Origin of the sequence: Advenella sp. FME57 (assembly GCF_014897675.1) — a bacterium.
Lineage (GTDB): Bacteria > Pseudomonadota > Gammaproteobacteria > Burkholderiales > Burkholderiaceae_B > Advenella.
The window spans coordinates 655,071-661,700 of record NZ_JABUXU010000001.1; the positions used below are offsets into that span (position 1 = coordinate 655,071).

Sequence of the window (6,630 nt, forward strand, 5' to 3'; positions counted from 1 at the left end):
TCCAGCATATTTGAAGGTTTTAAGAAAAAGCCCTCAAAGATACTGCGCCTGGCTGTTCCCTCCCCGGCTCCAGGCATCTTGATCTTCCGGTTTTCCCTTTTGATCTCTCCCAATTGCTCCCCTTAGGGCATCGCCTGGGTTCCGACAATCATGTGCCGTTCGATAGCCCAAGTATATTTTTTTTGTACTTTATTTGTCAACAATTTTGATATAAAAATGCCACACTTGTTTTGTAATCATTAATTGCAGATCCTAAAATAATCAGCTTTTTGGATTTCTAGAATCAAATCATAATTTGTCTGATCGCACTACTCAGCTGTAGTCGACAAACAATTAATGGAGAAGCACTTTTCTTTCCGTAGATGCGATGCTCAACTGTGGCTTATATTTACAGATGCAAACAGCACTAATTTACCGCTTTCACTTTTTTACGAAGAGCTTTTTTTTCTGCTTTAATACCCAAAATAGATTCTATTTCCCGTTTATCCGACGCAGAAAGCAATAAGTATTGCTCATATGAAATCGATTTGAAAGGCCACTCGCCAGACTCTGAAATTATGTTTGCCAGCGCCACAGGCTCAGTCATCCCTGGAAACGGCTTTCGAAAACCTGTCGCTTTAGCAATTTGCAATAATTGGGTATAACTTGGTTCATGACGAGCCTTCTCCATTGACGAAATATTTGATTTAGTTCTACCCAATATTTCACCCAACTGATCTTGAGTCAGATTACCAAACTCACGGGCCTCTCTAACCCACTTTGCCAACTCGCTCTTAATTTCATTCATATAGGAATAGTAGAAGTATTTTGTACTCCCTCGAGTTATTAGTAATTGATTTTATTGGTACAAAAATTTTATATTTTTTACGAAATTTCCGGAAACTATTATTACTAGAAAAGTATATCCTTATCTTTCAAACAGTTAGCGTAGTAGGCTGTAACGTTGTTTTGGCAACCAATTTGACTCTTATAAGCCAGATGTTCCCTAAACTAGGGAATTTAACTTCCAAAAATATTTCAGAATGGGTTGAAAATTCCAGTATTCCGGATAATTCTGACTAGTCAATCCACATTTTGCGATTTTAACGCGTGCTGTGATATTTGGTTACTACAACCCGATATTTTCGATATTTTTTAGTAGTAGCCCTTTTTGCACTCCTCAGGTGTGTAGTGGGGTTTGATCCATTCCTAGAAAACGCTGCTGATATCCATAAATATATATTTACGCATTCCAAGTGATATTTATGAGTTGCTGAATGATATTGTCATTTTGCCACGAGTCACAAATGGTGCCTTGACATTGCCACTGTGGGAACGTTTATCTTATTGATACACTGTAATACTGGCAGAGGGACTAGTAATACTATGGAAAGCCATACAAGCTTGGGCGAGGAGATTTTGGCCGCCTTCATGCGTGCTTGTGACGAAAGGAATCTTCGTGTTGCCGAGCGTGCGCTCGAGGCAATGACTGACCCAGACGAAGGTGAAGAACAATTAATATGCGCTTATCTTCAGGTGGCTTGCTCTCAGGAAAATTCGCTCAAAACAGATGATTTCGAAAAATTGACATAATTGGAGAAAGGCTCATGGCGCATACTCACCCTACTAGTCATGCAGAAGGTAGCCGTCCTGGCAGTGATAAGGGTTCGATTTACACCTGCCCAATGCATCCTGAAATTGAGCAGAGCAGCCCAGGTAATTGTCCTATATGCCATATGTTTTTGGTCCCAAAGGCCGATCTGGCGAAAGAATCGGCTCAAGGCAAACATGGGGAACACCATCATCATGACCGTGTAGGACATAGCCCATCCGAACATCACCACCATGATCAGGCTGTCGAGCCAAGCACGCAGTCGACGACCGGGGCCATGTACATTTGCCCCATGCATCCACAAATCCGCCAAGATCATCCTGGCCATTGCCCTATTTGCGGGATGTCGCTGGAAGCTGAGATCCCGACTCTCGATGAAGACGAAAATCCCGAACTCAAAGACTTCAGGCAGCGGTTCTGGTGGTCCTTACCGTTGACGATCATTGTCGTTGGGCTGGCCATGTCGATGCATTTTGTCCATTGGTTCGCTGGCGGCATCCAAAGTTGGATCGAATTGATTCTGACAACGCCAGTGGTACTTTGGGCGGGTTGGCCATTCTTTGTTAGGGGTGTGCAGTCAGTTCGCAATATGAGTCCTAATATGTGGACGCTGATTAGTCTTGGGACCGGCGCAGCTTATCTCTATAGCGTAGTCGCGACCGTGACGCCGCACGTATTTCCGCCCGCATTTTTCGACATGGGGCGTGTGTCGGTCTATTTCGAGGCCGCTGCCGCTATTATTTCATTGACCTTATTCGGGCAAATGTTAGAGCTTAAAGCGCGCTCACAAACTTCCCAGGCGATTAAATCTCTGATGGGTCTGGCTCCCAAAACTGCCCGGCGCATCAACTCCGATGGGTCAGAAGAGGATATCCCCTTAGCTCATGTCCATGTTGGAGACAAATTACGCGTACGACCGGGTGAAAAAGTGCCTGTTGATGGTCTCGTGCTGGACGGTAGTAGTGCCGTCGATGAATCAATGCTGACCGGCGAACCTCTGCCTGTTACAAAACACGCCCAAGACAAGTTGATAGGAGCGACGCAAAATACCACCGGTGCCCTGGTCATGCGCGCCGACAAAATCGGTGCCGAAACGGTGCTGTCGCAAATCGTGACGATGGTCGCTCAGGCCCAACGATCCAGGGCGCCCATGCAGCGAATGGCCGACTCGATTGCTGGTTATTTTGTGATGGCCGTCGTGGCGGCTGCTATATTGACATTCTTCGCGTGGGGTTTCTTGGGCGGCACACAAGGGTGGGTCTATGGCCTGATCAACGCTGTGGCGGTTTTGATCATCGCCTGCCCCTGTGCCTTGGGCTTGGCTACCCCGATGACCATCATGGTAGCCACGGGCCGAGCAGCTACACAAGGTATTTTATTCAAAGACGCAGCCGCCATTGAAAATTTCCATAAGATCAACACTTTGATTGTCGATAAAACCGGCACTCTGACCGAAGGCCGACCACGTTTTGATCAGGTAATAGTGGCCCCTGGATTCACCGAACAAGATGTACTGCTGTTTGCGGCTAGCCTGGATCAAGGTAGCGAACACCCGTTGGCCCAGGCCATTGTTCAAAAAGCCAAAGATGATGGACTTACGTTGCAGCCTGTTGAACACTTCGATTCGATCACAGGAATGGGAGTCCAGGGGCATGTTACGGGTAAACAACTTTTCCTTGGCAATACCTTGTTGATGAGCCGAGAAAAAGTGGATATTGTCACACTAAAATCACAGGCCGAATCCCTCCGGGCCGAGGGAGCAAGCGTGATGTATTTGGCAGTCGATAATAATTTGGCAGGGATTTTATCCGTTACTGATCCCGTCAAGGGTTCAACAGCGCAAGCTCTCGACACATTACGCCAGCTGGGTATTCAGACAATTATGGCGACTGGTGATGCGACGACGACCGCGCGGGCTGTCGGTAAAAAACTGGGCATTGATACGGTACATGGAGAAGTGACACCAGCCGATAAATACGACTTAGTGGAAAAATATCAAAATGAAGGAAAAATTGTCGCCATGGCGGGAGATGGTATCAACGATGCACCCGCCTTGGCAAAAGCCGATATAGGTGTGGCCATGGGGACCGGCACTGATGTGGCTATGAACAGCGCATCTGTCACCCTCGTTAAGGGGGACCTGCGTAGTATCGGCCAAGCACGGCATCTATCTGATTTGACGATTAAGAACATGAAGCAAAACCTAGGTTTCGCCTTTATCTACAATGCTTTGGGGGTTCCCATCGCTGCCGGGATTCTGTACCCATGGACCGGCTGGTTGCTTTCGCCGCTGATCGCAGCACTGGCCATGAGCCTGAGCTCGGTATCGGTCATTTCCAATGCCCTACGGCTGCGAACGATGAAATAGTTGGTTTCTAGCGAGGCGGCTTATTTTTGTGTCTCATAGGTAACTTCTTTTTGCGCTTCTTGAACTTTTTCAGGCCAGGTGCTTTTTATATAGGCTATAACAGCGGTAATTTTTTGGTCCTCCAGTATTTCTGAAAATGCAGGCATGTCGCTCTCATAGCCTTTTGGCGCAGTCTTTCCAGGCGTGATGCCAAACTTAGTGATTGAAAACAAAATTGCGTCTGGATGGTGCCAAGTGTGTCCCGTTTTGTCATGTGGTGGGGCAGGCATACGTCCGTTTGGATTTTTTGTGCGCCAATTTGGCTGGCCTTCAAGGTTTACTCCATGACACGCTGCGCAATTAGTCTGATAAATCTCTTCACCAAGATTTACAAGGCTTTTGTCTGCGGGATCAATATAAGTACGACCTGAATTTCTAAGCTCTAGAAAAGAATATATGCCAGCAGCCGTTCCCAATAAGAAGATTGCACCAACCACCATATATATAATCTTTAGATTCGATTGCATCCAATTTTCCATTTTTTACGATCTCTATGGTGAGTTATCGAACATCTGTGGTTGACGCGGCCAATCTAGTTTTTTCATGAACAGGGTTTACCGGTTGGTTATTATTTCTTAATTCATAGTGTAAATGTGGGCCACTTGAAGTACCTGTGGATCCAACATATCCTATGGTTTGTCCTTGCTCTATTAGCGACCCGATTTTTAAGCCTTTGTTAAAGCGGCTTTGATGAGCATAGACTGTGGAATATTTATCGTTATGTTCGATAAAGATCACTTTTCCATACCCTTTTTGCAAACCAATGAAAGAAATCTTGCCTCGTGCAGTTGCCCGGATTGGAGTGCCTTTCGGGGCTGCATAATCTAGGCCTTGATGTCCGGCCCATTTTCCGGAAACGGGATGTAATCTGTATCCGAAATCTGAATTTATGCGCACGTTAGACTCAAGCGGTGTATCCAGGAACAAGGTAGATATATTTTCAATATCAGCGGTATCTGTTGCCACCAATTGGTCTAGCGTGAAAAATGCATTTTTATCGACAAGAATTGGGACCGCGTCCGATGCAACAGCAGAACTCGTAATCAGTATGGACAATACAAATATCAATGGGTTTTTAATTTTAAGCATTAAACTAATTTATAAAGACGGATACCATGAACGCGGCCAGCCTATTCCAGAAGCGTTAATTTCTGGAATAGGCTGGCCGTTGAAGTTGATAAATTTAACCAACTTTAATTTTGCCTAACATTCCGGCCTCCATATGGCCAGAAATTAAACATGCAAAATCAACAGTGCCAGCCTGGGTAAATTCCCAGACTAGAGCCCCTTTTTGACCAGGATTCAAAGAAATCATATTGGGTTCAGCATGTTTCATCCCGGGCATTTTCCGCATCATTGCCGCATGTTCTTTCATTTCTGACGCTGAGCCGATCACCATTTCGTGAGGTATTTTTCCTACATTTTTAATAAAAAATCGGACAGTCTCCCCAGGCTTGACGTTAATCGTGTTCGGAGTGAAACGCATCGAATCGTTCATGACTAATTCAATGGTTCTGGTCGCATTCGATGCTTTTCCTGGTTTACCGGTAGCGGAATTGCTAACATTCATCTTTGACATGTCATGCCCTTGCATCTGGTGGCCGTCACTATGACCTCCGGCAGCAAATGCGAATGTTGGTAATGCACCAAAAATTAAAACAGATAGAATTTTTTTCATAAATATCTCTTTCAAAAAAAATTAACAAGTTAAAGGACAATAACTATTTAATATTGGGCTAACTTCTAGAAGCGAAAACTTACGCCCGCCACAAATTTTGTCTCACGGGTACTTTCACCGGCGCTTCTTGCAAAATTTGCGGTTTGGCCAAACTTACCAGTCCATTCGACCCCAATGTATGGGACAAATTGACGATTAACTTCGTACTTTAAGCGAAGGCCAGCTGTTCCATCTGAGAGACCACTACCAATTTCTCGTGCTTCATCTTTTTTGCCATAAAAATTGACTTCGGCTCGTGGCTGTAAGACCAATTTCTGCGTTATTAATAGTTCATATTCAGCACTTAGACTTAATGCCGTTCTGCCGCCTGACCCAACATAAGCAGTAGCATCAATATCAAACCAATAGGGTGAAAGACCTTGGACGCCGAAAGCTAGCCATTGACGTTTTGGGCCTTCTCCATGATCGAATCGGACACCAAGCTGAGTATCCCAAAAGGTGGAAACGGCATGGCCCCAGAGCAACTCAGTTTGTGCCTCTTGCAGTTTTCCACTCTCGATCTCACCTTCCGCTTTTAAAACTGCGCGATCATAGGTCCCACCAAACCATGCTTGTGCTTCGTATGCTAGACCCTCGCTGCTTCCCGATTTTACGTATTCAAATCGATCGAACAAGACCGATGCAAAATTGTGTTCATCGGACATTCTGAGACGGTTCTGAGGGCCAAGTGAGTATTCCCCGCTATCCAATGTATAGCCGTCAGAATAGCCATGTGGGTCTCTTGCATCAGACGGAGCGGAACCCCCTTGCATTTGCATGGAGCCATGATCCATGCCTTGCATGTTCATCTTGCTATGGTCCATAGCAGACATATCTTCCTTGCCTGCATCGGAGCCAGACATGTTCATCTTGCTATGATCCATCGCAGGCATCTCTTTCTTGCCCTCGCCAGCA

The 6,630-nt window shown here is 45.6% G+C and carries 7 protein-coding genes; 2 read left to right on the top strand and 5 right to left on the bottom strand.

The genetic code is table 11. The features are described 5' to 3' along the window. Window positions 1-406: 406 nt before the first annotated feature. Window positions 407-787, bottom strand: a complete 381-nt coding sequence (locus INT32_RS02965) for a helix-turn-helix domain-containing protein (protein WP_193087204.1) — start codon at window positions 785-787, stop codon at window positions 407-409. Between the two features lie 578 nt (window positions 788-1,365). Here INT32_RS02965 and INT32_RS02970 point away from each other — a divergent pair. Together INT32_RS02970 and INT32_RS02975 are read left to right on the top strand one after the other, a co-directional pair. Further along, the gene (locus INT32_RS02970; RefSeq protein WP_193087205.1) at window positions 1,366-1,572 is read left to right on the top strand and encodes a hypothetical protein; all 207 of its coding nucleotides are present in this window, start codon (window positions 1,366-1,368) and stop codon (window positions 1,570-1,572) included. Window positions 1,573-1,586: 14 nt separating this feature from the next. After that, a complete protein-coding gene (locus INT32_RS02975; protein WP_193087206.1) occupies window positions 1,587-3,959 on the top strand; it encodes a copper-translocating P-type ATPase in 2,373 nt (790 codons plus the stop codon). Window positions 3,960-3,979: 20 nt separating this feature from the next. Here INT32_RS02975 and INT32_RS02980 read toward each other — a convergent pair whose 3' ends face one another. The 4 genes from INT32_RS02980 to INT32_RS02995 all read right to left on the bottom strand — a co-directional run. Continuing rightward, window positions 3,980-4,465, bottom strand: coding sequence for a cytochrome c (locus INT32_RS02980; protein WP_193087207.1), 486 nt, complete (start codon window positions 4,463-4,465; stop codon window positions 3,980-3,982). Window positions 4,466-4,499: 34 nt separating this feature from the next. Continuing rightward, window positions 4,500-5,087 carry a M23 family metallopeptidase gene (locus INT32_RS02985; RefSeq protein WP_193087208.1) on the bottom strand — a complete coding sequence of 196 codons (588 nt, stop codon included), beginning with the start codon at window positions 5,085-5,087 and terminating at the stop codon, window positions 4,500-4,502. Window positions 5,088-5,181: 94 nt separating this feature from the next. After that, window positions 5,182-5,676: a plastocyanin/azurin family copper-binding protein gene (locus tag INT32_RS02990; protein WP_193087209.1), complete on the bottom strand. Its 495-nt coding sequence runs from the start codon at window positions 5,674-5,676 to the stop codon at window positions 5,182-5,184. A 65-nt stretch (window positions 5,677-5,741) separates the two neighbouring features. Beyond that, on the bottom strand, window positions 5,742-6,630 hold an 889-nt coding region (locus tag INT32_RS02995; protein WP_370540154.1), incomplete at its 5' end, for a copper resistance protein B.

What these genes read in the sequence shown, in the direction of transcription:
- INT32_RS02965 (WP_193087204.1), bottom strand. Translation starts at nt 787, where the DNA reads ATGAATGAAATTAAGAGCGAGTTGGCAAAGTGGGTTAGAGAGGCCCGT.
- INT32_RS02970 (WP_193087205.1), top strand. Translation starts at nt 1,366, where the DNA reads ATGGAAAGCCATACAAGCTTGGGCGAGGAGATTTTGGCCGCCTTCATG.
- INT32_RS02975 (WP_193087206.1), top strand. Translation starts at nt 1,587, where the DNA reads ATGGCGCATACTCACCCTACTAGTCATGCAGAAGGTAGCCGTCCTGGC.
- INT32_RS02980 (WP_193087207.1), bottom strand. Translation starts at nt 4,465, where the DNA reads ATGCAATCGAATCTAAAGATTATATATATGGTGGTTGGTGCAATCTTC.
- INT32_RS02985 (WP_193087208.1), bottom strand. Translation starts at nt 5,087, where the DNA reads ATGCTTAAAATTAAAAACCCATTGATATTTGTATTGTCCATACTGATT.
- INT32_RS02990 (WP_193087209.1), bottom strand. Translation starts at nt 5,676, where the DNA reads ATGAAAAAAATTCTATCTGTTTTAATTTTTGGTGCATTACCAACATTC.